Here is a 26,392-nt window from a genome sequence, read left to right as displayed (position 1 = left end):
AAATAAAGGAGAATTAGATATGAGTAAAACAAATGATAAGGTATCAATTTTTACTAAAGCCGTTAAGCAAGTTTTTAAATCGGCTAATCATACTTTGAAAAATCTACAAGAAAATATTTATAAAAAAGAAAAAGAAGTATTAGATATAAAGAACCTCAAAGATAAAGAAAAAATTGCCAAACAATCAGCAAAAATAGAAAAAAAGATAAAAAAAATAGAGGAATATAAAAAATTAGTTGAGCAAAGGCAAGCGAATTTATTAGCAGAAATTACTAAGTATAAAGAGTTAATTGAATTAGCAAGGCAAAAACCTCAAGAAAAAAAGACAAGAGAACAAGTGAAGTCATGGGAAGAAAAACTTAATGCATGCAACAAAGAGATAGAGGATTATAACAAGTTAGTTAACTCACATGACAAACAGCAAGCAGTAAAGGAGACAAAACAGGAACAAAAGCAAGAAGAGCAACAGAAAAAGCAAGAAAAAAAGGAGATAAAGCAACAGCAAAAGCGAGAACTTTCCTATCAAGAAGAAAAAGAAAAATTTTTTAAAATATGTAGCGATATTTTAAAAGATCAAACTCGTTTAGAGAAAATATTATCTCCTTTAGCAGAGCCTAGAACAAAAGAAAAAGGTATTGGTAAAGGTCAGGCATTTAAAGCTGCCATAGAGGGTATACAATTCGCAGTAAGTCATGCTAAAACAACTGTTGGCGTTATAACTTCAGGAGGGTTTTATGCTAAGGAAATAGAGAAATTACAGAAAATATTAAATGGTGAAGAAAAATATGATCCATCTAACCTTCCTTTCTTTATAAAATTGTTACAAGATCCTGATACAAAAACATTTCTTACTCAAAATGTTGAAATAATTAATGGATTAGTGGAAAATCTTGCTCCAATTCTTACCAAGATTGCATTAAAAGAGTTGGGGAAAATAGATGAGATACAAAAAGATTTTAACTCTAAAAAAGATGATATACAGAAATTACCGGAACTAGACAAAGAATTACAAGAGCTAAAATCGTCTACAATAAGAAAAGAATCTAAAATTAAAGAATTAGAAGAAAAAATTGATTCTTTAAAATCTCTACAAGCCAAGTATGATAGGGCTATTTTATTACAAGAATTAAAGAAAGCTGGTTTTGATGAAAAATATATAAACAGTCAATTATTACCTATTGTCAAAAATATCGTTGTTGAGATACTTAAAACCCCTGAAAATATTATAGAAATTGTGCAGCTAACTGCTGATAGAGCTTTATCTGACGACCCTCAAGTAAAAAAAGATTTACTTGGTACAATATTAGATAAAATAGATATTAGTGTACTTATAAAAAATGATATACTATCTAAATTCTTAATTAATGATGGAGAAAATATAGCAAAAGCATCGCAAATAATCATTGAATCCAATACAGAATTGCAGGGAACGCTTAGTAGCTTGGGAATAGGAAAAGAATTATTACCAAAAATAGTACCTGTACTTTCAGAACTTATTGGTAACGTTTTAGCAGACCATGAAGGGGTTAGTAATATATATGAAGCTTTAAAGCCAGTTATATTGAATGATACTGATGATAAAGTGCAAGAGGCTAAAACTATTTCGGAAGTAAGTCACCTAGATAAACAAGGTGGAGCTAAAAAACTTGCTATTATTAAACAGTTACCTAATATTTTGTTACAAGATGCAACCTTAACAACATTAAAGGAAAAATTGCCAGATGTTTTAGCAAAAAATAAAACAGAGATTGCCAATATTGCTGTTCAAGTTCTGCCAAAATTACTTGAAACACTAAAGAGTAATGCTAAATCTTTGGCTCAAAGCAATACTCAAAATTTAGAAAAAGAGGATATTTATAAAGTAGTAGCATCACCTATTATTCCAATTCTAGCTAATGTAAACCCTGAATTTTATGGGAAGGTAATTCCTATAGCTATTGATGTGCTACAAAATACCATGAAAGCGGTAAGTCTAGAACAAATAAAGGAACTTTATCAAGATATACAAACAATAACTCAAGACACTAGCGATATTGAGTTAAAAGATCAAGCTACAGGAAGAGTAATTAAACAATTTATAGGACTACTTGAAAATGCAGATATCCAGCAAAATATAAAGGAGGATTTGCCAAACTTACTTAGAGAAAATATAGAAACTATCAAGGCTATAGTTAATAATATTAGCAATAATAATCCTCAAATTGCAAGATATGCTGTACCACAAGAATTGATAGATGCTACAGTACCATTAATTGTCGATATAGTGTCAGATGGTCTTAGTACAGTGCCAGAGCTAGTTAGAATTAATAGTAATTTAGCTAAGTACCAAAATGAAGCTAGTAATGAGGGTTCGCTAGGAATTTTGTCTAATATAATTGATGATGTAGGTAGGGTTGCTCAAAATATTACTCCTCTATTAACTAAGAACATCCCTGCTTATTTACAACAAAATAAAACTACTATTTTAGCAGTTACAAAGAATGTAACTGAGCAAAAAGAGATTAAAGCTAGCCTAGATCCCGCTGGAGTTAAACCTGAGCTGGTATTAAAGATGGCTGAGTTAGCTATTGATACTGTTCCACAAATATTACCAATAGCAACTGATTTGGTTAATGCTACTTTAAAAGATAAAGAGGGGGTAACAACTATTATTACTAAAATTCAAGACCTAGTAAATAGTCCTGAAGAAGAGAAAGTTGCTCAAGCTGTTACAGTAGCAGATTCTATTTTAGATTTTATAAATAAACCAAAAAATGCAGATGTGAGGAAAATAATTGATAAAGATATTCCAAAGTTTCTTGGCGAGAATGCTGAGCGATTTGGTGCTGTAGTTGATGAATTTCTCAATACAACAGTTGTGGGTAGGAATTTAAAAGTAAAAGGTCAGGAAATTATTGAATTAGCTAGCAACAAGATACCAGATTTAACAAAGATAGCCGAACAATTTAAGATTGGTAATTATAACATGGGTATGTTCGGGATATTCAAATTGTTATCTGACAAGAAATTAATAGGAATAGTATCAGACACATTAGTTGAAGGGGCTAGATTCCTAATACAAAGAAGTTTTACCTCATTGAGAACACGTAGACAAAAATGGAGTGAATCTTTAGGCAAAGTTCATTTTAGTTTTTCTGATAAAGATTCTCAACAGAGTTCTCAGCAAATAGATGGACAGAAACTTGATTTAGGTGAGTTACTGCAACAACAAGCTGATGCCACTGATATTGGTACAATCTCAAAAACTGTAGAATATTCTCTAATAAGTAAAGATTTCAGAGGTTTTGTTTTTGACAAAGAAAATCCGATACCTACTAAAAATGTTATAGTTAATGGGTTTAATTTTGATAAGGCGATATTTAAAGAACGTTCTTTTCAAAATAGCGAAATTAGCAATTGTTCTTTTAAAGGAGCTATTTTTAAAGATAAAATTAGTTTCGAAGGGACAACTATTGATGCAAAATCTTTAAAAACTCTTTTGCCTGCAATTAATCAATATAATAAAAATCATGCAAATAATAAAATAACTTTAGATAATGTTAAAATTGTTGGCGATATAAGTGGGCTAACATTTAAAGATATTTCTATGAAAGGCACGGATTTGACTGAGGCACAATTTACTTCAGAAGACTCTAAGAGCAAGACAATTAGTAAAGCTACGTTTGATCAGGTTAGTTTTGACGAGAGGACGAAATTACCTGAACATAAAAAAGATGTTCAAAGTGAGGCTAGAAAAATAGGTCAAGAAGCAACTAGTTATGTGGCAAAGAGTACTAAAAGCAAGAATAGTGAAATGGTCATTAATGATATAAAGGATAGTGTATCTAAACATGTTGTGCCAAATAGGACATCTAACAGCGATATAAAACATTTGCCATCTCCCAAGTCTAAACAAACAGCAATTACTGGAAGCGTAATATAACCTCAAGTATCGATGTAAGACATTGGTTTAATAGCCTAGGGTATCCCTGCGTAGGTAGCGGGATATAAAAAAACTTGATTATCGAGTATTAAATTATAAAACTACTTGACATGGTTTTTTTTATAGTTTAGGTTGCTTGGAAATGAGCATGGGTATTAAATGGATGCAGTAAATTCTTCTTGCAATATGTGGAATAGGGCTAGAAATAGTAAATTTAGACACGTTGTTTGGCCTATTAGATCTAACGAATTAGTAAAGTTTATACCTATGGCTTTACTAATGTTTTGTATTCTCCTTAACCAAAATCTAGTACGTAGTATCAAAGATAGCTTGGTAGTAACATTAATTAGTACGGAAGTTTTAAGCTTTATAAAACTTTGGGGTGAGATGCCTATGGGTGTCTTATTTGTCATTCTTTACTCCAAACTTTGTAATATTATGACAACTGAGCAAGTGTTTAGGATAGTAGTATCTTTTTTCTTGGGATTCTTCATATTATTTGGTTTTGTGTTGTTTCCATACCGGGAATATCTTCATCCAGATCCTGAAGTAATAGAATATTATGTTACCGTACTTCCACATTTAAAATGGTTTATCATCATTTGGGGAAAATGGAGTATTGTGTTATTTTATATAATGGGGGAGTTGTGGCCAGTAATTGTATTTACACTATTATACTGGCAACTTGCTAATAAGATTACCAGTATTGAAGAAGCTCCAAGATTTTATACGTTTTTTTCCTTATTTGGTCAAACTAACTTACTAATATCTGGCAGTATAATTATATATTTTGCCAAAGGTGAACATTTTTTGTTACCTCTATTTTCCCATCTTAACGACAAAACAGAAATTCTCCTTAAATCGTTTATGCTAATCATTATAATTTCCGGTCTAATTTGTTTAATCTTGCATAGATTTGTTGAATTGAAAATTATAGAAACTACTAAAAATATTAGATTCAAAAATAAAAGAACCGATATACTAAAATTGGGGTTAGTTGACAGCAGCAAAATAATTTTTACATCTAAATATTTAGGAATTATTTGTGTATTAATGATTTCATATTCCATGACAATCAACCTAATTGAAGGATTATGGATGTCTAAAACCAAGCAATTATACCCTAGTACCCAAGCATTTATATCTTACACTGGTGAGGTATTTTTTTGGACAGGAGTACTTACTTTAATTTGTGCTTTTCTAGGTAGTAGTTTAGTTAGGGTTTGTGGTTGGTTTTGGGGAGCAGTGATCACCCCTATCGTAACACTGTTATCAGGTATGATGTTTTTTACCTTTGTTGTACTAGAAAAACCTTTATTGGCAATTATGACTGGTCTTAGTTATTTTTCTCCATTAATGATAATTGTTTTTGTAGGTGGTTTGTGGCATGTTTTAGGGAAAAGCGTAAAATATTCATTGTTTGATTCTACTAAAGAAATGGTATATATACCTCTTGATAATGAAATGAAAACTAAGGGAAAGGCAGCAGTAGATGTACTTGGATACAAAGTAGGAAAATCTTCTGGAGCAATTATTCAATTCGTCTCTTTCAGTATTTTCCCAAATGCTGTACATAACGATCTAGCTGGTTTTTTGATGGTTGTTTTTCTTGTTGTTTGTGTAGCTTGGATTTTGGGTGTAAAAGTCTTAAATCGATATTACAAAAACTTACTAAACCTGAATTCGATGTAACTTGTTACATCGAATTCAGTGATATATATAGAAACAATCAGGTTTGAAGCGTCTGCCCACCTGATTGTTAATTATTAGCGGTAATAGATTAAAATGCATTCGTGCCAGCCGCTTCAAGAATGCATTTTTCATTATAAGAAGCCAATTCGATATAAGAATTAATAATTCTTATATCGAATTAAGGTTACTAAGGTCTAACAATTATAATCCTTAAAATTGATTATTTGTGCTGTCTTAATATCTATATTAGAGTGGGAGGTGCCCACAATAACTCCACCATTATTTGCTTTCAAAATAATCAAGTTATATAGTAATTCTTTGTTTTCTTGATCTAGGTTTGCTTCTACTTCATCTAATAGCCATAAATTTGACTGGCAAGCAATGAGTTTTGCTAAGGCAATTTTCTTTTGGTTACCAGCAGACAGCTTGTAACATTTCTCATGCAAAATATTATGTAACTTGAAATAGTATATCGAAGATTCTAAAGCTTCAAGGGAATCATAAATTGTAGACCAAAATTTTAGATGCTCTAATACAGTTATTTGGGATTTTAATCCAAGATTATGTCCAATATAATTACAATAAGGTTTCTTTAAATATTTACAGTTCAATGATCTATACAAAACATTGCCACTTGTTGGATTTTGTATATTAGCTACAATTCTAAGTAGTGAAGTCTTCCCGCAACCATTTGCTCCCTGTAAATAAACTATAGATGATGGTAAAAAAGTCATACTAATATTAGTGAAGATAGTTTTTTCGTCTATAATAAGAGTGAGTTGTTCAAATGACAGCATTTATACGATTCTAAGAAATTTTTTATATAATTTACTTCAAATATTTATTTTTTCAAGTTAAGTTAAATGAAAGGCTTAGTGGTAGGTATTTTTAAGTGTATACTCAAAGTATGCCAATTCGGGATAAGAATTAGTTAATCCTTATCCCGAATTGCCTTTAATATAAGGAAAAATGCATTCTTAAAGCGGTTTTGCAAATGCATTTTAAACCTTTCTAAAGCTAAAAACATGATTTTAAAAGATTAAAATCATGTTTTTAGCAAAATATTAATTTAACAATCAGATGCAGAGTCGTCTCAAATCTGATTGTTTCGATAATTTCACCGAATTTGGTATAAGAATTGACAAATTCTTATACCAAATTCGCGTAAACCCTAATAATTAAAAAAATTGGAGGAACGGGAATGAATCCTGATTATCTTAAAGAAATATCTGTAGGAGATAATCTTTATAAAATTTTTGATATAAATAAAGCGGCAAGTGATATTAATCTTGAGTTAAAGCGTCTACCTTATAGCTTAAGGATATTATTTGAAAATGTCCTTCGTCTAACTGGTAATAAAAAAAACTTGTTACTATTTAAAGAATGGCTTAAGGCTAGAAAATCTGACGCTGAGATACCGTTTATGCCGGCTAGGGTACTAATGCAGGATTTTACCGGAGTTCCTGCTATTGTTGATTTGGCTGTTATGCGTGATGCTATAAAAAAACTAGGGGGTAATCCATTAAAGATTAATCCTCTGATCCCGGTTGACCTTGTTATAGATCATTCTGTACAAGTTGATTATTATGGAACAAGTGATGCGTTTGCTAAGAATGTCAAAATGGAAGTAGCACGGAATCTAGAGCGTTATGAATTTTTGAAATGGGGGCAAGAAGCATTTGATAATTTTAGAGTAGTACCTCCAGGAACAGGAATCTGTCATCAAGTTAATTTGGAATATTTAGCCAATGTTGTGTGGAGCAAACAACAAAATGGTGTAACTTTCGCTTATCCGGATACATTAGTTGGCACAGATAGTCATACTACGATGATTAATGGTTTAGCAGTTCTTGGTTGGGGAGTTGGGGGAATTGAGGCTGAGGCGGCAATGCTCGGTCAACCTTTATCAATGATTTTACCAGAGGTAATTGGCTTTAAGTTAACTGGCTCTTTAAAGGGAATGATTACTGCTACAGATTTGGTGCTAACAGTTACTCAAATGCTAAGAAAGAAAAATGTCGTTGGCAAATTTGTTGAATTTTATGGAGATGGGCTAGATTCGCTGACATTGGCAGATAGGGCAACTATATCAAATATGGCTCCTGAGTATGGTGCTACTTGTGGGTTCTTCCCTATTGATAATGAGACTATAAAATACCTTAATTTTACAGCTAGAGATCAAAATAGAATAAAGCTAGTAGAGCAATATGCTAAGCTACAGTCATTATGGCATGAACCAATGATTACTCCAGAATATACTGATATATTAGAACTGGATTTATCTACTTTAGAACCTTCCTTAGCTGGGCCAAGACGTCCGCAAGATAGGGTTAACCTAAAAAATGCTGCTAGTAATTTTAAAACTGAACTACCTTCTCTAACTAGAGGTGATGTTGATATTGATAAAAAGTACCCTGTTGATGAACAATATAGTATAGGGCATGGTGATGTCGTAATAGCTGCAATCACAAGCTGTACAAATACTTCGAATCCTACTGTGATGATTGGGGCAGGCTTGCTTGCTAAGAAAGCAGTAGAACTTGGGCTGATGAAAAAACCGTGGGTTAAGACTTCATTGGCCCCTGGTTCAAAAGTAGTAACGGAATATCTGAAAAAAAGTGGACTTGACCAGTACCTAAATCATTTAGGTTTTAATCTTGTCGGCTATGGTTGTACTACTTGTATAGGCAATTCCGGTCCGCTTATGCAGGAAATAGAAGAAACTATTGCCGGAAACAATCTTGTTGTTGCTTCGGTGTTATCTGGTAACAGGAATTTTGAAGGAAGGGTACACCCTTTAACAATAGCTAGTTATTTGGCTTCTCCTCCCTTAGTCGTTGCTTATGCCCTAGCAGGTACTATGAACATTGATCTTGAAACTGACGTGATAGGTAAAGGTCATAATGGTAAGGATATATATCTTAAGGATATTTGGCCAACCCACCAAGAAATAAAAGAGTTAATAGATCAATCTATTAACTCTAAAATGTTCAAAGACAAATATAGTGAAGTATTTTTAGGTGATAAAGAGTGGCAAGATATTAAAGTAACTAAAACTGATACTTATAATTGGAGTAAAGATAGTACTTATATCAACAATCCTCCTTATTTTGAAGGTATTGAACATATATCTAGTAACTTGCACAATATAGAATCTGCTAGAATATTAGCTATTTTTGGCAATTCTATTACGACTGATCATATATCTCCAGCCGGCAATATTAGTAAAACAAGTCCTGCTGCTAAGTATTTAACTGAGCATGGCATTCTACCTATCGATTTCAATTCTTATGGATCACGGCGTGGCAATCATGAAGTAATGATGCGAGGTACTTTTGCCAATAATAGGATAAAAAATGCCATGTGTCCCGGAATTGAAGGAGGGGTAACTATAAACCAACTAGGTAATCAAGAGAGTATCTATGATGCTGCAATGGATTATAAAGCTCATTCTGTGCCTTTAGTAATTTTTGCAGGTAAAGAATATGGCTCTGGTTCATCAAGAGACTGGGCAGCAAAAGGTACTAGTTTACTTGGAGTAAAAGCAGTAATTGCTGAAAGTTTTGAAAGAATTCATAGATCAAATTTAGTGGGTATGGGTGTTTTACCGCTTGCTCTTGCTTCTTCTACTGTAAATGACTTGAAACTTGATGGTTCTGAGTATGTCACCATTACCGGCTTGAGTAATGAAATAACGCCTTATGAGCAACTTAATTGTATCATAAAGAGAAAAAGTGGTATAGTTGAGACTATCAAAGTAATATTACAAGTTTTTACAGATAATGAGATAGACTATATAAAACATGGTAGTATAATGCATCTAGTAGTTAAAAATTTAAGAGATGAACATGGATAAGGAGATTAAGAAATATATAAATGCAGGGAAAACAAACCTTATAGTAATTTATATATTATTTCTGTGCGGAGTAGTTGCACCGTTATTACCTATTATTGGAGCAGTTTTTGCATATATTAATAAGGATATTAAAGATGGACTTTTAGCTAGCCATTACACTTTTATATTACGTACTTTTTGTATAGGATTTATTGGTATTATAATATCTATGATAACCACTATAATACTAATTGGTCCGGTGTTATACGCATGCTTGTTTGTTTGGTTTATATTAAGAATCGCTATAGGTCTCAAATATTTGTTGAATGATACAGGACATCCAAACTATATGACTTACTGGATAAAATAATGTTTCTTGAAACCGTACTTGGAAAGCAAACTAAATATGCAGATTTGTATGACAATAGTTTACTACACCCAATCAGTCGTAAATTTGCTAGAGATAGCTTACAGATAGTAGGTTCTTTGCCGTTTAATGGATTTGACATTTGGAATTGTTATGAAGTTTCTTGGCTAAGCCCAAGTGGTAAACCTGAAGTAAAAATATTGGAGTTCATGGTAAGTTGTGAGTCGCCTAATATTGTAGAATCGAAATCACTAAAGCTCTACTTAAATTCTTTTAATAACACTAAGTTTGAAAATTCAGAGCAAGTAATAGAGTTAATTACCCAGGATTTAAGCTTAGTATTTGAATCAGCTGTGATGATTTCTCTAAAAGATTTAGAGTCATACGATGGTACTAGACTGCAATCTTTTTCAGGCATAAATCTCGATAGATTAGAGGTAACAATTACTAGTTTTGAAGTTAGCCAAAATTTGCCAAAATTGTTGAAAGATAATACGGAGATAGTAGATGAGGTGCTATATTCTCACTTGCTAAAATCGAATTGTTTAGTTACTAACCAGCCAGATTGGGCATCAGTACAAATTAGTTATAGAGGCAAGAAAATTGATCATAGTTCTTTGTTAAAATATTTAGTATCATTCCGTAATCATAATGAGTTTCATGAACAATGCGTTGAGCGTATTTTTTGTGATATTAATAAGTTTTGTACTCCCGATCAATTAACTGTTTATGCGAGATATACAAGACGTGGTGGCATAGATATTAACCCTATACGCTCCAATTGCAACCTAGAGGTTACAAAACTTAATAATATAAGACATATTCGTCAATAATAATGCTTAGTGGTAGTATCAATTTAGAGTATATTTATATTAAAATGGAGAAAATATGGGCAAAAATAAGTTAAACTCAAATAAAAAACTACCCCCGGATATTCAATTAAAGGACAATTCAGATAGTTTTGAAATGAAATCTGAAACAATAGACAATTTGGTTAGTCAATTATCGAGATTATCAAAAGAGTATACTGATATAGTAAATTCTGCAATTTCTAAAAATTTAGCAGTTGTTAATAGTCGTATTAGAGTAACCGAAGATATATTTAATCAACTCTTATCATCGATGAGTAAAGGGATGCAGGAGAATGTTGTACTTACTAAAGATTTGTTAAAATGTAAGGGGTTACCAGATTTAGCTTTGTTACAGCGGAAAATGTTTGAAATATATTGTACTAATATGATGAATTCTTCCATTGAGGTTGCTCGTAATATACGAAAATTTGAATAGGTAGTAAGTTTGGAACAATTCCAAAATTGAGGTTATTTAAGAGTGTTAGATGTTTGAGCAATTACTTGATTTTTCTTCTATATATTTTATTATGCAAGGGATGGTAGTAACACTGAAATACAGTATAGTTTCAGTGTTATTAGGGTTGATTATTGGTATCTTACTAGCAATTTGTAAGGTAAGTAAAAGTTGTGCGTTAAGACTGTTTGCTAATTTCTATACATCTGTTTTTCGTGGTACTCCGTTACTTATACAACTTAGCATAATTTATTTTGGTTTACCTAGTGTAATTGGCATTAAGCTTGGTGTCTTCGTTGCTGGTAGCATAGCTTTCTCATTAAACTCCGGGGCATATGTTTCGGAAATAATTAGAGCTGGAATTAATAGTGTTGATAAAGGACAGATTGAGGCAGCTAAAGCATTAGCTATACCCGAGAGATTAATGATGAAAGATATTATCTTGCCCCAAGCCATAAGAAATATCTTACCTTCACTGGTTAATGAGCTTATTAATTTAATCAAAGAATCATCGATTATATCAATGATCGGTGAAATGGATTTAATGCGTAGAGCTCAGTTAGTATCGATTGAAAGTTATACTTATTTTACCCCTATGTTAATAGCAGGACTTTGTTACTATGTTATGGTAATAATTATCAGTAAATTAGCTAAAATTATTGAAAAAAGACTAGTAATTGGAGTGGAGTAACCCCAATTCGGGATAAGAATTGACAAATTCTTATCCCAAATTTGCATAAGTAGGATTTATTTATAATATGTACTTAAGTGAAATATGTATAAAACGTCCAGTATTTGCAACAGTATTGAGTCTAGTGGTTGTTATTTTAGGGGCGGTATTTCTTACTAAACTGCAAATTAGAGCTATTCCCGATATTTCTTCTCCTGTAATAACAGTATATGCAAATTACCCTGGGGCAGATGCTCTTTATATGGAGAAAGAGATAACAACTCGTATTGAGAAAGCACTAAAAACTGTCAAGAACCTTGATACTATCACTTCACAAAGCTCTACAGGTAGCAGTCATATTACTTTAATATTTCTATCATCGGCTGATATAGAAACAGCCTTAAACGATGTTAGGTCTAAAATTTCTAATATAAGTTCCATATTCCCCCAAGGTATGAGCATGCCTTATGTTGCTAAGATGGATGCAGATAATTTCCCTAGTTTGTATTTAAGTATCAGTAGTGATGTATATGATGATTTACAATTAACCCAAATTGTTCAAGATAGCGTAAAAACCATTTTAGAAAAACTTGAAACAATAGGTCAGGTTGAGATATATGGTGCTAAAGAGTACTCTATGCGTATAGAACCAGACCCGGTAAAATTATATCAGCATAAAATGTCAGTGTTAGAAATGGAGAGTGCTATAAAAAAACAAAATATCTATTATCCAGCAGGAACTATTAAAACAGCTGCACGTGATTTTACTGTAAGATTAGATGGCTCTTTAAGTAAACCGGAAGAGTTTGAAAAAATTATACTAAAAGTGAAAGATGCTAATATATTAAAGTTACGAGATATTGCTAAAATATATTTAGCCCCTCCAGATACTGAGGTAATTTTTAGATATAACGGAAAAAACTCGATAGCACTTGGTCTTATAAAACAATCGAAGGCAAACATACTTGATTTATCCAAAGAGGTTAGATATTCACTAGATAAAATAAAAAAAAATCTACCTAAAGGTATAACAATTGATATAGCCCATGATTCATCAATTCCAGTTAGGGCTTCAATCAGATCAGTATTCTTCACTATCATGGAAGCATTAGTTTTGGTTATGGTAGTAATATATCTGTTCTTGGCATCAGTAAAAATCACCCTCATACCATTTGTAACTGTTCCGATATCATTAATTGGTACATTTATTGTTATGTATTATTTAGGATTTTCTATCAATATATTTACCCTTTTAGCAATGATATTAGCTATTGGCTTGGTAGTAGATGATGCAATAGTAATGTTAGAAAACATTTTTAGGTACAATGAGATGGGGCATTCTCCTATAGAAGCTGCCTTTCTTGCATCTAAGGAAATTGGTTTTGCCATTGTAGCGATGACTATAACACTTGTTTCAGTATTCTTACCAATAGGTTTGATAGATGGATTTATTGGTAAGCTATTCATTGAATTTGCTTGGACCTTAGCATTCTGCGTTTTATTTTCCGGTTTTGTGGCGATTACTTTAACGCCAATGATGGCAAGTCGCATGATTGGTAAAAATGATCGACCTCCTTTAGGGTTTTTAGTTAAATTTGATCAGTTCATTAAATTAGTACAGAGCAAGTATTTGTACTATTTAAATCTTGCTCTTGATCATAAAAAGAAATTCTCACTTATTATTGCACTATCTTTAGTTGTACTAGTTGTTAGTTTGATCTTTGTCAAAAAAGTTTTTATTCCCCGGGAAGATGATGGGTTTTTACAAGTTTTCTTCACTGGCCTTCAAGGTTCTAGTATTAAACAATCAGAGAAAACAGTAGTGGAAGCTGAAAAAATACTTAGTTCTCATAAAGATATAGCAGGTTATTTGACAATAATTGGCTCTGGAGCTAGTAACAGTGCTTTTGCTTTCGTACCTCTTAAAGATTGGAAAGAAAGATCAAAGTCACAAGAAGCTATAAAAAATATGCTTAATAAGCAATTTCAACAAATAGCAGGAATGTCGATTTTTGTTCAAAATCCACCTTCATTGGTTAGTGGTGATGCTAGAAATGCTGTCGAATTTACTTTACAGACCTCACTTGAATATGATGAGTTAGATCAAATATCACAGAAATTTGTTAATAGAATGAAGAAATATCCAGTTTTTATCAATGTAGGTAGTGATTTAAATTCTTCTATGCCGACAATTGACGTAATTGTTAACCGAGATAAAGCTTATCTGCTTGGTGTGAGTTTAGAAAATATAGGGATAACATTGCAATATTTGCTGGCAGGAAGAAAAATTGGTGATTTCAGAATGGGCAATAATCTGTATGATATAACTATGCAATATAACCTAAAATACCGTAATAGTACCGATCATTTTAGTAAGATACTGATACCAACCAATAAACCAACTAATAATTTGCTGCCATTAAGTGTAGTTGCTAATATGGTTGAGAAAGTGTCTATTGAGTCTTATAACCACTATAATAATTCTAGATCGGTAACGATTTCGTCAGATTTAGCTCCAAACCAAAAAATTACCGATGCCATAAATTCGATAAATACTATAGCTGATGAATTATTGGATAGTAGCACAACTATATTAGAATATATTGGAGAGATTAAAAGAATGACAGAATCACAAAGTAATCTTATTGTTACTTTCTTATTTGCTTTGTTGTTTATTTATTTAGTGCTTTCGGCCCAATTTGAAAGTTTTACTGATCCTATATTAATACTTATTGCTGTACCATTCTCAATTACTGGAGGGGTATTAATGCTCTTAATATGTGGTAATACGCTTAATATGTATAGTAATATTGGTTTGATCACTTTAATTGGTTTGATAACAAAAAATTCTATTATGATAGTAGAATTTGCTAATAACTTAAGAGACCAAGGACTAAGTGTTAGAGAAGCTGTAACTAGAGCCTCTAGCTTAAGACTTAGACCTATTCTAATGACTACTCTAGCAACTATTTTTGGGGCAATGTCATTAGTGATTAGTTTTGGAGCAGGAGCAGCCGCTCAAAATTCTATTGGTTTAGTAATAGTTGGTGGAATGAGTATAGGAACTCTTTTCACTATATTTGTTATTCCAGTTTTATATCAAAGTTTTAAAAAAGGATGATTTAAGTGAAATATCTTAGGTATACAAAATGGTTTGCAGACATAGACAAACCTAACACATATTTAAGTTTGATTACATGAAGAAAATTAACATAGCAACCGTATTTAGTGGAATTGGTGCAATAGAACACGCATTGCAAAGATTGCAAATAGACCACCATATTGTTTTTGCTTGTGATATTGATAAATATTGCAAACAAACATATTTTGCTAATTATAAAATCAACGAAAATCAATGGTACAATGACATAAAAGTACTCGATGGCAATAAATATAAAAATAAAATAGATTTATTTGTTGGGGGAAGTCCTTGCCAATCTTTTTCAATGGTTGGAAAAAGGAAAGGGCTTGAGGACGATAGAGGAAATTTGTTCTTTGAGTTTGCAAGATTAGTTGACGAAATAAAGCCCAAGATTTTTATTTTTGAGAATGTAAAAGGTCTATTATCTCATAATAGTGGTAAGACTTGGGAAACAATTGAAGAAACCATAAAAGGACTAGGTTATACATATTATAAACAAGTTTTGAATTCAAGAGATTATGGCATACCACAAAATAGAGAAAGACTATTTGTTATTGGTTTTTTAGAAGAACAAAGTTTTGAATTCCCAAAACCGATCCCCCTTGAAATAACAATGCAAAATTTATTAGTTGATAACCCTGAGGTAAAATATTTTTTACCTGAAAAGGGTATTAAATTTGTTTCAGATAACAAGAACTTAAATAAGAAATATACACAAATTGACGGTAAAATTGCATTATGTCAAAAAGCCAATCAACAATTTAATTGGCACGGGGATTTTGTAATGGATAAATATTATCTTTCTGAGAAAGTAAAAAACTACGTTTTATCAGGTGGAACAAGGGATTTTTATTCAAAACCTGCAATAGATTTATCAATTGCAAGACCTCTTTTATCAACAATGGCAAAAATGCATAGGGCAGGAGTTGATAATTACATTACACGAGGCGATAAATTACGAAAACTAACCCCTAGAGAATGTTTAAGATTAATGGGTTTTTCTGATGAATTCAAAATTGTTGTTAGCGATACGCAAGCATATAAACAAACTGGTAATAGCATTGTTGTTGATGTATTAGTAAATTTACTTAAGTCTATTTATGGAAAATGAACTAACATTATTGGGGCAGAAATACATTAATATTAATACATTTGATAGTATTGTAATACCTGATTGTTTTGTGCATAGACGAAATAAACTTGATTATTCAAGAGGTAATGGAGAAGCAAAATTATACATCGGTTCAAGAAAAAGCATAGGAATACAATCGTTTTTTAAAAAAACCTCAATGACGGGATTTTTATTAAAAAGAGATTTATTAGAGTATTTGCAAGACGCAAAATTTGAATATGAGAATAAAGAACAAGTTTATCGAGAGAATATAACTGATTATTGGCTTGAAAATAACAAAATGCTTGAAAGAAAAGAATAGGTACTGTTTTTTGAATTTACTGAATCACCGGCCGGTGGAGATTCAAGATATTACATCACTTCAATGCGTGGAGACATATTTTATAAAGAATTTAGAAAAATTGTTTTACCTGAAATTACTTATATATCAATCTTGAAACTGAAAAATATTGATAATAAAGAGGTTTTTTATTTTAGACCATATTTAAATTATTTTTATGATCCAAGGCATCATAGTGCAATTATAGCAGAAAAAGAAAAGGAAATTGAAGAAGATAAAACACTAGGACAAGATAAAAAGAAAGAAATTATTTATGCAAGAAAAGGACAAGGTAAATATCGTACTAGTGTTATTGATGAAATGGGTGAATGTTTAATAACAAGAGTAAATGATGAGAGAATGCTGATTGCAAGCCATATAAAACCTTGGGCGGTTTGCGAAAATGACAGAGAACGTATTGATAAATACAATGGATTACTTTTAACACCAACTTATGATAGGTTATTTGACCAAGGGTTTATAACTTTTTCAAATGAAGGTAAAATTTTTGTTTCACCTTATTTATCACCGTTGAATACAAAAAGATTGGGGTTGATTCCAAATAAGCAATATGATTTATCGTTGCATGCAAGACGTTCGGATTATTTAGAATATCACAGACAATGTATTTTTAAAAAAGGTTAATGAATAGATAATAAAAGATGTAAAACTTTATTATTCTGAAGTAATTTTACAAAAAATCTATTAGTGGGAGAATAATTTTGATTATACTAGGAATTGATCCATCTTTAGCTGGTATGGGGTGGGGGGTAATCGATACCGATCCTCTGAAATATTTAGATAGTGGGGTCATAAAGACTAAATCAAGCGAAGCAATGCATAAAAGGCTAGCTTTCATTAGCTCGTCCTTGCAAAAGATAATAGTACAATATAAACCTGCTATTGTTGCTATGGAGGAGACATTTGTTAATATGAATAGTGTTTCATCTTTAAAATTGGGATATGCTAGAGGAGCAGTCATGTCACTTATAGGAGGATATGATATTGCTTTTCAAGAATTTAAACCTAATGTTATCAAAAAATCTGTAGTGGGTTATGGTCATGCTGAAAAAAATCAGGTTCTGCAAATGATTAAACTTTTACTACCAGGAGCAATTGCAATCAGTAACTTTGATGAAGCAGATGCCCTTGCAGTGGCTTATGTTTGTTGGGCTTATACCTCAAAACCTCCTATAATTGAATTATAGCAATTCTTTACCTTTTGCTTTTTTCACTTTTTCTTCTTCTTTTTGCTTACCTTTAAATTTTGTTAGAAACTCATCTGTTATGTATATAAGACTCATACTAAAGCTAAGGAATGGAGAATCTAATATAATAGTACAACTACCATCGGCAAATCTAATCTCCTTATTACCTAAATTAGGGTTTTGGCTATGGGTGAGTTTGTATTTTTCTGCAAGTAACTCATAAAACTCTGTAAATTTATCGTTATTTATCGTTATTTATCGTTAAGATGATTGCTTGGATAATATTATCATCATTACATATTACTAATAATTCAGTCAGTCCCTCTAATTTGACCTCTCTAACATTAACATAATAATTATATCCATCCCAATGATTCCTCTCTTTTTTAGTAATCTGATATACTCGCTCTACATCTGCTATACTTGCTTTATTTAATTCAAAACCCAATGGAGCTGGATTAGCACTAGTATTTAAACTAAAAATTGAAATAAATAATATGTAGAATAGTCTAGTGATCATAAAAGTTCCCTTTTTATATATTAAATAAGAAAGCTATAATATATAAACTATTATGATTTTCAACTAATTATTTCATTTAAGCAAAAATAATATACTATCCTCCTAACTACAGGATAAGAAACTAACTTGATGTAAAATAGATACAATTTTATTGAAATTAGATTATAAAATAATATATTCAAAAGTTCTAAAGAAGTCTCAGTTGCAGTCAATTTAGTGTTTGCTATAATCTAGCCAACGAGATATAACAAATCTTGCTGGTATGTTAGTATATATTCTTCTGCTTTGAAGAATTGTTTTTTTTAATATCAAGGACGAACGTAACAACGTATCTTATGTACGCCCCGCTTGTTCTTCATTTTCAAATCCAATTCTCTAAATCATTTGAGTATACTAAATACATTAAATGTCTGAAATGTTAACAATTTATTTGGAGAGTTGAGCATATGAATAAAGGAGAATTAGTAGCATTAATGGCTGAAGCAGGTCATTCAAAAAGTGATGCAGAAAAGGCCCTTACTTGGGTTGTAGACAGTGTACTTAAAGCACTTAGTCGTGGTGAGGACGTTAACCTAGTGGGGTTTGGTTCTTTCCATATACAAAGTAGAGCTGCACGTGAAGGTCGTAATCCAAAAACTGGTGAGAAAATGCATATTGCTGCCTATAAACAACCAGTCTTTAGAGCCGGTAAGAAAATGAAGGAAGCTTGTAATAATTCGTAAGTTCGTATTTTACTTAGAACCTGCTTCTGTAAAATATTATAGTTTTTACCAAGGGTGCAAGTTTAAGTAACCTGAGTTCAATACAACAAAGCTAGTGTCATCCTTGCTTACGTAGGGATTGCCATCGCTTTTGCCATACAAGTATCATTACTTACGTTGGCATTTCTGGTCTACAACTGTCGAAAGTTCGAAAGTAGAGCGGGTTTTAGGCAGGGCAGTTTAAAAGTTGTATATGGTCAACGTCATTGCGAGAAGACCGTAGGTCGACGAAGCGATCCATAAAAGTAACCAAAAATGGATTGCTTCGTCGGCTTATACCTCCTCGCAATGACCTTGGTTATTTTTCTGTAACTTTTAAACTGCCATTATGACTTCTAAAACCGCTTCCTCTTCTAACTTTTGACAGATGTGGTTTCTGACCCATGTTGGCAAAGCCTAGAAACCTATTTTTTATTATACCATTAGCAGAATGATCAAAGAATATCTTGAATGTAGATTCAAACAGGCTAGGCTTTATAATAGTTGGTTGATTGATGTTGATGATACCGCAAAAGCTTTAGAAGATTTGCTTATATTTATAGAAAGCAGTTTGATTGTAGATAAAATTCAATTAACAAATCATCCAGATTATCGTTTAGTAGCTAGGGATAATTCTGTGACGAGCAGTGTCAAAGATATATCTATTGACCAAATTAGAGATTTACAGCAATTTTTTTATAGAACATCATCAATATCTAAATATAGAGTAGCTGTTATTTATCAAGCAGATTTAATGAATCTCAATGCAGCAAATTCCTGTCTTAAACTTTTAGAAGATACGCCAAAGGATAGTTTTATTTTCTTGATTACCTCAAGGGCTGCCGGAATAATAAGTACTATAAGATCTAGATGTGCTAAAATTAACATAAAATCACAAAATCGCTTAGTGGGAAGCGATATATATGTTAAATTTACGACGTACATTGCTAACTATGCAAATCCTAAAGTGAAGTTAGATCTTATCGAAGAGTTTACCAGTAAAAACAAGGAATTATGGGGAGATTTTGCTTGTAGCATGCTATATCTAGTTAATAGAATTACTAAAAAATCTCTCAATATCAATATTGAATTCAATGAATTAGAGAATAAAATATTTAATCAATTGCGTTCTAATTCCCCTGATTATTTGATAACAAAATTTGCAAATATCAAACGAATAATAAATAATACCATAGATTATGACCTAGATCTAAGGGCTAATACCATAGCATTAATAGAAGAGTTATGGTAATTTTGTCGTCAAAATTTGCTTCCGTTCTTATTCAATGTCATTCCCGTGAAGGGTTTGCCCGCGTGGATCACTAGTATGTCATTCCCGCTTCGGTGAGGAATCTAAAAAAATAGCCTATAGTAAGCTACTTTCGCAGGGGGTGATGACATCCTTAATAGTTAATGCTACTACATATACCAACTCTTGATTGTGGCTTTGAAACTGCCCTGAGAAGCAGAAGATATATTTTTATCTTGCATTGTTTGAATAAGTATGTTATAATCCGTCGCAATCGTAATATCCGTTTGATACGGAGGTAAGTTTTTTTAATTTTATAGAAAAATATAAGAACATGTCCCAAGATATTTTAACAGTAAATACAGTTACACTTGTTCAGGAAGCTTTTCCTTTAACAAAGGAAGTAGATAACACAGAATCTTCAAGCGAATTAGGTGTATCTAAAACGCCACAACAAGTGGATGATATTATTAGTAAGCTGAGGGAAAATAGTCTGCATGTTTTTGAGAAATATTTACGTAAAGAGTTTTTTAGCACAGTAGCTGGCAATCAAGGTGAAGTTGATATAACAAAGGATATTTTTCAGATAATGTGTCACTCATTATTATATAATGAGCAGAAAGGTGCACTAAGTCTATTTATGACGATAAAAGATATAAAGAAAAGACTTGATGAAATAGAGACAACATCAGAGGGTGCAAAAAAAATTAATAAGTTTAAAGAGGAAATTGAGCAATATAGAGCAGATGTAATTAAAAAATTATCAACTAATGAAGGAATCGCAGATATTGTTACTGGACGTTTACAAGATGATCTTGTTAGTATGATAGTTTTAAGAGACTCGAATGAAGAGGCTAGATTTAGTACAAAAGATATTGCTTCGGAAGTTACGAAATATATAACAATCCCTGATAAAGTGCAAACTTATATGTTAAAAAATGGTTATGGTGTGTCTCCATCTTTTAAGACAGTCATTAATAGAACCGGACTTAAGCATTTTGCAGTAGAAATAAACCAAGGCAAAAAGGGGGGAGAGTGGGGTTATTTTGATCAGGAGAAGTTCACTTCAAAGAATATTCATAAATTTGCTGATTCTGTGAATAGTATTGTTACCTCTATGGAAATAATATTATTATCAATTCAGAAGTTAAAAATAACCAAAACAACACAAAGTAAAAAACTGATAGCTAAATTATTGCCAGTATTAGCTGATTTTAATGATACATATTTAGAGAACAATAAAGATAAAATTGTAGTACAACTTACTGCAAATCTTACTAGGAAGTATAGTAAATGGGTCGATACTTCTACTAAAAAGTTAGAAAAGATATCTAAAGGAATAACTGAATCATATAATAAGGAAAAAGGGATTTATATTAAAGAAGAAAATACGGATTCTATAGATATTAATGATGAGTCAAGTGATATATCAATAACTTTCCTTGAAGCAATAGAGTCTCAAGATGAAGACCATATTACAGATATTGATGAGCCAATAAATCAACTAGATTATGATATAGAACAGCAACCTGTGCCTACTGAGATATTTCATGTAGTAGAAAATTATGAAGAAACGATAGAAGAAGAAAAGATAGAGTCTATTACTGATGTTGAGGAGCTAAAAAATATAACAATAACTTATCCTGAAACAAGAGAGTTTCAAATGGACATAGCTACTGATCAATTAAGTTGTGATGTAGAAGCGGTAGAACAACATGATGTAGAACAGCAATCTAGCCCTATGCAAGAATCCCTAACTGAGTTTCAAGATTGTAATGATCAACAAGAAAAAACTAGCTCTATTAATATAGCAAGCGATAATCTTGATAATACAGAGGTAACAGTTTTAAATGAACAACATACTGTTGATAGTAATCAATCTGATATATCACCAAATGATAGAGGTTGTGATGTAGCTACAGAAGCATCTTATATAAATAGTACGGAAGCTACTACAGTGATTGATAGCACTAAATCTGAGATTGAGTCTTTAGAAGCTAATAATAGAGCTCTTTCGAAACTCGCTTATGCTGAGGGATTTGAAGGAGACGCTTCACCTCGAACCGCAGCGTACTCGAATGTACGTGAGGATTCGAGTACCGCATCAACGTACAAATCACCAGCAGAAGTAGAGTTTCGAAAGAGCTCTAATACAGAATTAGTAGAAAGCCCCATGGTTATAAGTCACATTTCTAGTTGGAATATATGGGCTATGTGGACTGCAGTTAAATCATATATTAGTAGTACATTACATGAAATTAGTGATACCGTACTAACTTCTATAAAGCAGTTGGATCATCATCACTATGGAAGTTATGACTTAGATCATCCTTATAAAAGTCATGGTCTAGGAGAAGAGCTAATGGGGGAGAATTCAGCCTTATTAGAAAGTGTTAAATATTTCAGCAATCTTGTAATTTAAAGACTATATAGCTAACTGTAGTTACTACACAGTAGCTGTCATTCTAAGCAATGGCGGGAATCTAAGAAAATAGCCTAAAAGACTATTAAACATTTTGAAACCCCAGCTCAACTAAATGGTTGACACGGGAATCCTGCACATAAAATATCGTGAGGGGGTACATTTTGTTCGTGTACTTGTGTTATATAGTCAATTGATGAGAAGTTGGTGACGTCGTCACTCGTCGCTCGCCTATTACATATAGGCGTCGCTCCATCGCTCCTAGCACCAAATCCTCCTGAATTGACTATATATATCACCATCAATTTTATGATCACAGCTAAAATTAGCTCTATATGTTTTTAATGCCGATGTATCAATCTCGCTAGTGTAAACGCAGTTACCACCAACAGACTCAAATGATCTTCTTACACCACCAATCCCAGCAAATAAGTCAATAAAAGTAAAGTTATTATACATAAATCTCATTATAATGCAATTAACCACAATATTGCAAATATATTCAATAGATATCTTTTGAAATTCTACTTCTGCTGGTACTCTGCTTCTCACGTACATCATTGTCCGCTGTGGGTCATTTCGTGGTTTCTTTAAATTCCTCAGCATAAGCGAGTTTGCCAAAGATATCTATTATTCATAGATATATCAAGCGTATTTTTTGAAACATCTATTCCCATAAATATCTTGCTTTTTTCAGTCATTTGCTTTACCTATAATTAGTGGTTGTTTTGCAAAGTTTTGATACATGATTGTAAATTCGAACTCTAAGATTCTGTTACCGTTTGTATACTCAAATGATTTGGAGAATGAGGACAACAAACAAGGGGTGAGTGAACGAAACGTACATGAAGTACGTGAGTATGCGAATACTCCGCAAGTATTTGCGGAATCAATTCTTCAAAGCAGAAGAGTATATCATACTTTGTAATTCAAGGGAGGAGGTCATCAAGATACCTTCGGTCTTTAAGGACCTATCTAATTTAAACTGTGTCACTCTTTCCTGACCGTATTAACTCCATAAAGAGCTAATATTCAAGATACAATCCAAAAAATAACCTGCAAAGGTGGTTAGATAATATGGATTCCTCTACCTAAGCGGGAATGACATTGAGTTAGATGACCTGCGTATGACATAAAACGATGTAGACCAACTACTTTTGTTATAAACAAAAAATAAGAGTAATTTCTATGCTAATTAGAAAAATTAAATTTAAAACATATAAACTCCTCTCTTACATAATATTACTATTACCTTTAATAGCAAATGGCAAGATTATTGATGTTAATAGTTTAGACCAAATAAATAAGGACTACGAAGAATTATGCAATAATTATTCCCCTAAAGATATCTTAGTGGTTTTGGGTAGAGAAAAAGTTATATTCAAATCATTTCTCCCTCCAATTATCCAATTAAATAAAAATGAATTATCTAAGCTACATGAAATATTCAAAGCAGTTAGACCCTCAAAGGATGCTTATTTTGATACAATACTGCTTACAGAGTATAAAAATGAGTTATTAGATGTCAATTTGCCTAATTTTATAAAGAATATAATGGATAAAGGTAGCCCCGTAATTGTGAGTGATCATGGTTTAACTGGTAACTTTAACAATATAAAGAAGCTAGAAATATGGGAGGCTGAGTATTTAAAGAAATTTAATATTGATTTGTCCAACAGTTTCCCACAACATAATTATCTTATTTTTAATAATATGAAGCCTTTTGATAATACTTATCCGACGTTTTATCAGGGTATATTAAGTAGTAATAATAATGCTTCATTTCAGTTGATATTAAATTTTTTAATAGAAGTGAAGTTTATGCCAAAAGTTTTAATAATGGTTGATGGAAATTCCAGTGAGTTGACTGCAATGGAAAGTCAACTAAGAAATTATGACGATAATGTGATGTTTATTGGTTATAATTATAAATTATCTGACCAAAAAGAATCAATATTCAATTCTCGTGATTTAAAAAAATCACTTAATGAATTGGTTAATAAGGTAAATGCAGTAAAGAGAAGCAATGACAAAATCAAAGTTAAGAATCAAGAGAGTGTAAATCCGTATGATAATAAAAAATAACTTTTTATTAAAATTATTGTTAATTTTTATCATGTTACCATATACAGCTTATGCAATAATTATTCCCACTTATTCTATAGATTCTGTTACGGTAAAAAATTTACTTGAAAAAATTGATGCATCTAGCTTAGTGCTAATCAATATTGATGATACAATAGTTACGCCTAAGTCTAAGATGTTTCGTTATGCTAATCCTTATAGAGGGTTTGTTGAAGAGCTGGCAAGTTTGGCAAAATATCATCCTAATGTGGATGAGATAATTGCTAAGTTGCTATTGCAAAGACAAGTTATGTTAGTAGAAGCTAGTTGGCCAAAATTTATCGATAAATTGAAAAGTTCAGGGGCTTTGGTTTTTGGGTTTACTAAAATTAACCCCGCATGTAGACTGATTAAAAATTATGAGGAATGGCAATATGAGCAGCTAAGTAGACTCGGTATTAAATTTACTGATAAAGTTAATAATAAAGAAATATTAAAATTTGATGAAACTGATAAAAGGTCACCAATTTTTTATAAAGGTATAATATTTACTGACTATCTAAATAAAGCTCAGGCACTACATAAGTTTATGAGTATCACAAATATTTTACCTAATAACATTATAATCTTTGAGAATAGAAAAAGTGAATTAGATAACATAGATAATTTTCTAAGAACAATTGATCTAGATTGTTATGGGGTAGAATATTTAGCCGTTACAGAATTACAAGGTACTCCACAGGAGGATATAGTGAAATTTCAACAGGAAATATTATTAAAAACAGGAAAGTGGTTAGAAGATGATGAGGCTAAACAATTTATAACAAATAGCAAATGATGAATAATAAATGATGCTTAATTTAATTAAGTCTTTAAAAAGTTTAATTACTGAAGCTGGTGGGATTGCTTTAATTAGAAGAGATTTAGGGTTAATAGTTTCTTATAAAGATGATAATTCTCCCGTGACAAATGCTGATAAGGAAATTAGTAGCTTTATATATGATGGTTTAAAGGATCTAGCACCTAATATTCCTGTAGTTTGTGAAGAAAGAGATATAATTGCTCTGAATGACAATCAATTTTGGTTGATTGATCCGATTGATGGTACAAAAAGTTATATAAAAGGTGAGGATACGTATACAGTAAATATTGCATTGATAAAAAATGGTATGCCTATTATTGGTTTTATCTATCAACCATCTGTGCAGAAATTATATTATACAGATGCTAATAATGCTTTAAGAATTGAACAAAATGGCGTAGAAACAAGCTTTGATGCCCTACCTAAAACTCATTATAGGGCTGTTGTTAGCTCACGTTCGTCAAATTCAGATATCAAGAAGTTCCTAAAGAAACATCTAATTACTGAAATAGTTACTATACCAAGTTCAATTAAATTATGTTTAGTAGCAGAAGGGAAGGCGGATATTTATCCTAAGTTTGGTCCAACTATGGAATGGGATATTGCAGCGGGACATGCATTAATTAAAGCTAGTGGTGGAAATATTGTGGATATAGATGGAAATGAATTAGTTTATCAAAAGAAGAACTTCCAAAATCCTCATTTCTATGCTTATAGTCGATATTTCCCTATCTTTACTTCATTTTGATATTGATTTATAACCTCAAGTATTGATGTAATAAATTAATAGTAGGCTCAAGTAATCATCGCCATTAGGGGTGATGTCACCCCTACGTAGGCAGGGGGCTAAAATAACTCAACACAAGCTATCTTGGTCATTTTTCTAGATTCCTGCTTACGCAGGAATGACATAACGCTTGCAAGGACGACACCGTAGGCTATT

Annotated in this window: 22 protein-coding genes; 18 read left to right on the top strand and 4 right to left on the bottom strand. The window is 31.8% G+C overall.

Going from position 1 to position 26,392, the window contains the following annotated elements:
- Nucleotides 1-19 precede the first annotated feature (19 nt).
- Nucleotides 20-3,922 carry a hypothetical protein gene (locus AAGD36_RS03940; RefSeq protein ID WP_341755026.1) on the top strand — a complete coding sequence of 1,301 codons (3,903 nt, stop codon included), beginning with the start codon at nucleotides 20-22 and terminating at the stop codon, nucleotides 3,920-3,922.
- Nucleotides 3,923-4,081: 159 nt separating this feature from the next.
- Nucleotides 4,082-5,614, top strand: coding sequence for an NTP/NDP exchange transporter (locus tag AAGD36_RS03935; protein WP_341755025.1), 1,533 nt, complete (start codon nucleotides 4,082-4,084; stop codon nucleotides 5,612-5,614).
- A 194-nt stretch (nucleotides 5,615-5,808) separates the two neighbouring features.
- Here AAGD36_RS03935 and ccmA read toward each other — a convergent pair whose 3' ends face one another.
- Nucleotides 5,809-6,411, bottom strand: a complete 603-nt coding sequence (ccmA, locus tag AAGD36_RS03930) for a heme ABC exporter ATP-binding protein CcmA (RefSeq protein WP_341755024.1) — start codon at nucleotides 6,409-6,411, stop codon at nucleotides 5,809-5,811.
- A gap of 404 nt (nucleotides 6,412-6,815) precedes the next feature.
- Between ccmA and acnA the strand changes: the two genes are divergently transcribed.
- The 10 genes from acnA to ruvC all read left to right on the top strand — a co-directional run bounded on the left by acnA (nucleotide 6,816) and on the right by ruvC (nucleotide 17,592).
- The gene (gene acnA / locus AAGD36_RS03925) at nucleotides 6,816-9,470 is read left to right on the top strand and encodes an aconitate hydratase AcnA (protein ID WP_341755023.1); all 2,655 of its coding nucleotides are present in this window, start codon (nucleotides 6,816-6,818) and stop codon (nucleotides 9,468-9,470) included.
- Nucleotides 9,463-9,819 (top strand): hypothetical protein, encoded by a 357-nt coding sequence (locus AAGD36_RS03920; RefSeq protein WP_341748473.1) that lies wholly within the window; start codon nucleotides 9,463-9,465, stop codon nucleotides 9,817-9,819. Before acnA ends, AAGD36_RS03920 begins: the two co-directional genes overlap by 8 nt.
- A complete protein-coding gene (queF, locus tag AAGD36_RS03915) occupies nucleotides 9,819-10,649 on the top strand; it encodes an NADPH-dependent 7-cyano-7-deazaguanine reductase QueF (RefSeq protein ID WP_341755022.1) in 831 nt (276 codons plus the stop codon). The genes AAGD36_RS03920 and queF overlap by 1 nt, the downstream gene beginning before the upstream one ends.
- Before the next feature lie 55 nt (nucleotides 10,650-10,704).
- Nucleotides 10,705-11,103, top strand: a complete 399-nt coding sequence (locus AAGD36_RS03910) for a hypothetical protein (RefSeq protein WP_341755021.1) — start codon at nucleotides 10,705-10,707, stop codon at nucleotides 11,101-11,103.
- Nucleotides 11,104-11,152: 49 nt separating this feature from the next.
- The gene (locus AAGD36_RS03905; protein ID WP_341752045.1) at nucleotides 11,153-11,812 is read left to right on the top strand and encodes an amino acid ABC transporter permease; all 660 of its coding nucleotides are present in this window, start codon (nucleotides 11,153-11,155) and stop codon (nucleotides 11,810-11,812) included.
- Nucleotides 11,813-11,879: 67 nt separating this feature from the next.
- On the top strand, nucleotides 11,880-14,912 hold the full coding sequence (locus AAGD36_RS03900) for an efflux RND transporter permease subunit (RefSeq protein WP_341755020.1): 3,033 nt from the start codon (nucleotides 11,880-11,882) through the stop codon (nucleotides 14,910-14,912).
- Between the two features lie 76 nt (nucleotides 14,913-14,988).
- Nucleotides 14,989-16,044, top strand: coding sequence for a DNA cytosine methyltransferase (locus AAGD36_RS03895; protein WP_341755019.1), 1,056 nt, complete (start codon nucleotides 14,989-14,991; stop codon nucleotides 16,042-16,044).
- Nucleotides 16,034-16,366, top strand: a complete 333-nt coding sequence (locus AAGD36_RS03890) for a hypothetical protein (RefSeq protein WP_341755018.1) — start codon at nucleotides 16,034-16,036, stop codon at nucleotides 16,364-16,366. The genes AAGD36_RS03895 and AAGD36_RS03890 overlap by 11 nt, the downstream gene beginning before the upstream one ends.
- 63 nt (nucleotides 16,367-16,429) lie before the next feature.
- Nucleotides 16,430-17,029 carry an HNH endonuclease gene (locus tag AAGD36_RS03885; protein WP_341755017.1) on the top strand — a complete coding sequence of 200 codons (600 nt, stop codon included), beginning with the start codon at nucleotides 16,430-16,432 and terminating at the stop codon, nucleotides 17,027-17,029.
- A gap of 77 nt (nucleotides 17,030-17,106) precedes the next feature.
- Nucleotides 17,107-17,592, top strand: a complete 486-nt coding sequence (gene ruvC / locus AAGD36_RS03880) for a crossover junction endodeoxyribonuclease RuvC (protein WP_341755016.1) — start codon at nucleotides 17,107-17,109, stop codon at nucleotides 17,590-17,592.
- Nucleotides 17,593-17,833: 241 nt separating this feature from the next.
- Here the strand turns inward: ruvC and AAGD36_RS03875 are convergent, their stop codons facing one another.
- Nucleotides 17,834-18,112: a hypothetical protein gene (locus AAGD36_RS03875; protein ID WP_341755015.1), complete on the bottom strand. Its 279-nt coding sequence runs from the start codon at nucleotides 18,110-18,112 to the stop codon at nucleotides 17,834-17,836.
- Nucleotides 18,113-18,558: 446 nt separating this feature from the next.
- Between AAGD36_RS03875 and AAGD36_RS03870 the strand changes: the two genes are divergently transcribed.
- The 3 genes from AAGD36_RS03870 (at nucleotide 18,559) to AAGD36_RS03860 (ending at nucleotide 22,523) form a co-directional block, all read left to right on the top strand.
- Entirely contained in the window at nucleotides 18,559-18,834 is a 276-nt protein-coding gene (locus AAGD36_RS03870; RefSeq protein WP_341752038.1) for an HU family DNA-binding protein, read from the top strand.
- A 469-nt stretch (nucleotides 18,835-19,303) separates the two neighbouring features.
- Complete coding sequence (locus AAGD36_RS03865) at nucleotides 19,304-20,104, top strand: DNA polymerase III subunit delta' (protein ID WP_341755014.1); 801 nt, start codon at nucleotides 19,304-19,306, stop codon at nucleotides 20,102-20,104.
- A 331-nt stretch (nucleotides 20,105-20,435) separates the two neighbouring features.
- Nucleotides 20,436-22,523, top strand: coding sequence for a palindromic element RPE1 domain-containing protein (locus AAGD36_RS03860; RefSeq protein WP_341755013.1), 2,088 nt, complete (start codon nucleotides 20,436-20,438; stop codon nucleotides 22,521-22,523).
- Nucleotides 22,524-22,630: 107 nt separating this feature from the next.
- Here AAGD36_RS03860 and AAGD36_RS03855 read toward each other — a convergent pair whose 3' ends face one another.
- Entirely contained in the window at nucleotides 22,631-22,825 is a 195-nt protein-coding gene (locus tag AAGD36_RS03855) for a palindromic element RPE2 domain-containing protein (protein WP_341755996.1), read from the bottom strand.
- Nucleotides 22,785-22,982, bottom strand: coding sequence for a DNA cytosine methyltransferase (locus AAGD36_RS03850; RefSeq protein ID WP_341755012.1), 198 nt, complete (start codon nucleotides 22,980-22,982; stop codon nucleotides 22,785-22,787). The genes AAGD36_RS03855 and AAGD36_RS03850 overlap by 41 nt, the downstream gene beginning before the upstream one ends.
- A 729-nt stretch (nucleotides 22,983-23,711) precedes the next feature.
- Here AAGD36_RS03850 and AAGD36_RS03845 point away from each other — a divergent pair.
- The 3 genes from AAGD36_RS03845 to cysQ are packed head-to-tail and all read left to right on the top strand — an operon-like array spanning nucleotide 23,712 to nucleotide 26,197.
- Nucleotides 23,712-24,608: a DUF2608 domain-containing protein gene (locus AAGD36_RS03845; RefSeq protein ID WP_341755011.1), complete on the top strand. Its 897-nt coding sequence runs from the start codon at nucleotides 23,712-23,714 to the stop codon at nucleotides 24,606-24,608.
- Nucleotides 24,592-25,425 (top strand): DUF2608 domain-containing protein, encoded by an 834-nt coding sequence (locus tag AAGD36_RS03840; RefSeq protein ID WP_341755010.1) that lies wholly within the window; start codon nucleotides 24,592-24,594, stop codon nucleotides 25,423-25,425. Before AAGD36_RS03845 ends, AAGD36_RS03840 begins: the two co-directional genes overlap by 17 nt.
- Before the next feature lie 10 nt (nucleotides 25,426-25,435).
- Nucleotides 25,436-26,197: a 3'(2'),5'-bisphosphate nucleotidase CysQ gene (gene cysQ, locus AAGD36_RS03835; protein ID WP_341755009.1), complete on the top strand. Its 762-nt coding sequence runs from the start codon at nucleotides 25,436-25,438 to the stop codon at nucleotides 26,195-26,197.
- Nucleotides 26,198-26,392 lie beyond the last annotated feature (195 nt).

Source organism: Candidatus Tisiphia endosymbiont of Ptychoptera albimana (assembly GCF_964026605.1).
Lineage (GTDB): Bacteria > Pseudomonadota > Alphaproteobacteria > Rickettsiales > Rickettsiaceae > Tisiphia.
This window is presented reverse-complemented; position numbering and strand designations above follow the sequence as displayed.

Coding starts and splice junctions, on each gene's coding strand:
- AAGD36_RS03940 (WP_341755026.1), top strand. CDS start 20: ATGAGTAAAACAAATGATAAGGTATCAATTTTTACTAAAGCCGTTAAG.
- AAGD36_RS03935 (WP_341755025.1), top strand. CDS start 4,082: ATGGATGCAGTAAATTCTTCTTGCAATATGTGGAATAGGGCTAGAAAT.
- ccmA (WP_341755024.1), bottom strand. CDS start 6,411: ATGCTGTCATTTGAACAACTCACTCTTATTATAGACGAAAAAACTATC.
- acnA (WP_341755023.1), top strand. CDS start 6,816: ATGAATCCTGATTATCTTAAAGAAATATCTGTAGGAGATAATCTTTAT.
- AAGD36_RS03920 (WP_341748473.1), top strand. CDS start 9,463: ATGGATAAGGAGATTAAGAAATATATAAATGCAGGGAAAACAAACCTT.
- queF (WP_341755022.1), top strand. CDS start 9,819: ATGTTTCTTGAAACCGTACTTGGAAAGCAAACTAAATATGCAGATTTG.
- AAGD36_RS03910 (WP_341755021.1), top strand. CDS start 10,705: ATGGGCAAAAATAAGTTAAACTCAAATAAAAAACTACCCCCGGATATT.
- AAGD36_RS03905 (WP_341752045.1), top strand. CDS start 11,153: ATGTTTGAGCAATTACTTGATTTTTCTTCTATATATTTTATTATGCAA.
- AAGD36_RS03900 (WP_341755020.1), top strand. CDS start 11,880: ATGTACTTAAGTGAAATATGTATAAAACGTCCAGTATTTGCAACAGTA.
- AAGD36_RS03895 (WP_341755019.1), top strand. CDS start 14,989: ATGAAGAAAATTAACATAGCAACCGTATTTAGTGGAATTGGTGCAATA.
- AAGD36_RS03890 (WP_341755018.1), top strand. CDS start 16,034: ATGGAAAATGAACTAACATTATTGGGGCAGAAATACATTAATATTAAT.
- AAGD36_RS03885 (WP_341755017.1), top strand. CDS start 16,430: ATGCGTGGAGACATATTTTATAAAGAATTTAGAAAAATTGTTTTACCT.
- AAGD36_RS03875 (WP_341755015.1), bottom strand. CDS start 18,112: ATGATCACTAGACTATTCTACATATTATTTATTTCAATTTTTAGTTTA.
- AAGD36_RS03870 (WP_341752038.1), top strand. CDS start 18,559: ATGAATAAAGGAGAATTAGTAGCATTAATGGCTGAAGCAGGTCATTCA.
- AAGD36_RS03865 (WP_341755014.1), top strand. CDS start 19,304: ATGATCAAAGAATATCTTGAATGTAGATTCAAACAGGCTAGGCTTTAT.
- AAGD36_RS03860 (WP_341755013.1), top strand. CDS start 20,436: ATGTCCCAAGATATTTTAACAGTAAATACAGTTACACTTGTTCAGGAA.
- AAGD36_RS03855 (WP_341755996.1), bottom strand. CDS start 22,825: ATGGTGATATATATAGTCAATTCAGGAGGATTTGGTGCTAGGAGCGAT.
- AAGD36_RS03850 (WP_341755012.1), bottom strand. CDS start 22,982: ATGTATAATAACTTTACTTTTATTGACTTATTTGCTGGGATTGGTGGT.
- AAGD36_RS03845 (WP_341755011.1), top strand. CDS start 23,712: ATGCTAATTAGAAAAATTAAATTTAAAACATATAAACTCCTCTCTTAC.
- AAGD36_RS03840 (WP_341755010.1), top strand. CDS start 24,592: ATGATAATAAAAAATAACTTTTTATTAAAATTATTGTTAATTTTTATC.
- cysQ (WP_341755009.1), top strand. CDS start 25,436: ATGATGCTTAATTTAATTAAGTCTTTAAAAAGTTTAATTACTGAAGCT.